We start from the raw sequence: 249 nt of genomic DNA, 5'->3' as shown, positions 1-249 counted from the left end.
AACAAGTTTAGAACTTCTTTTATCAGATCACCCTAATGATTGTTTAACATGTATTAAGAATAAGGATTGTGAACTTCAAACCTTAGCCGATGATATGAATATTTCAGAAATTCATTATCAAGGAAAAATGTCAGACCACCCAATCGATGTATCCTCTGGTGCAATCATAAAAGATCCTAATAAATGTGTGATGTGTAGACGTTGTATGACGATGTGTGATGATATGCAAACAGTCTCAGTGCTCGCGCC

Annotated in this window: 1 pseudogene; it reads left to right on the top strand. The window is 35.7% G+C overall.

From position 1 onward, the window contains the following. Positions 1-249, top strand: a pseudogene (locus ABCO64_RS10245) (hypothetical protein); the annotation flags it as partial.

The sequence above is a fragment of the Methanocalculus natronophilus genome (assembly GCF_038751955.1).
Taxonomy (GTDB): domain Archaea; phylum Halobacteriota; class Methanomicrobia; order Methanomicrobiales; family Methanocorpusculaceae; genus Methanocalculus; species Methanocalculus natronophilus.
This window is presented reverse-complemented; position numbering and strand designations above follow the sequence as displayed.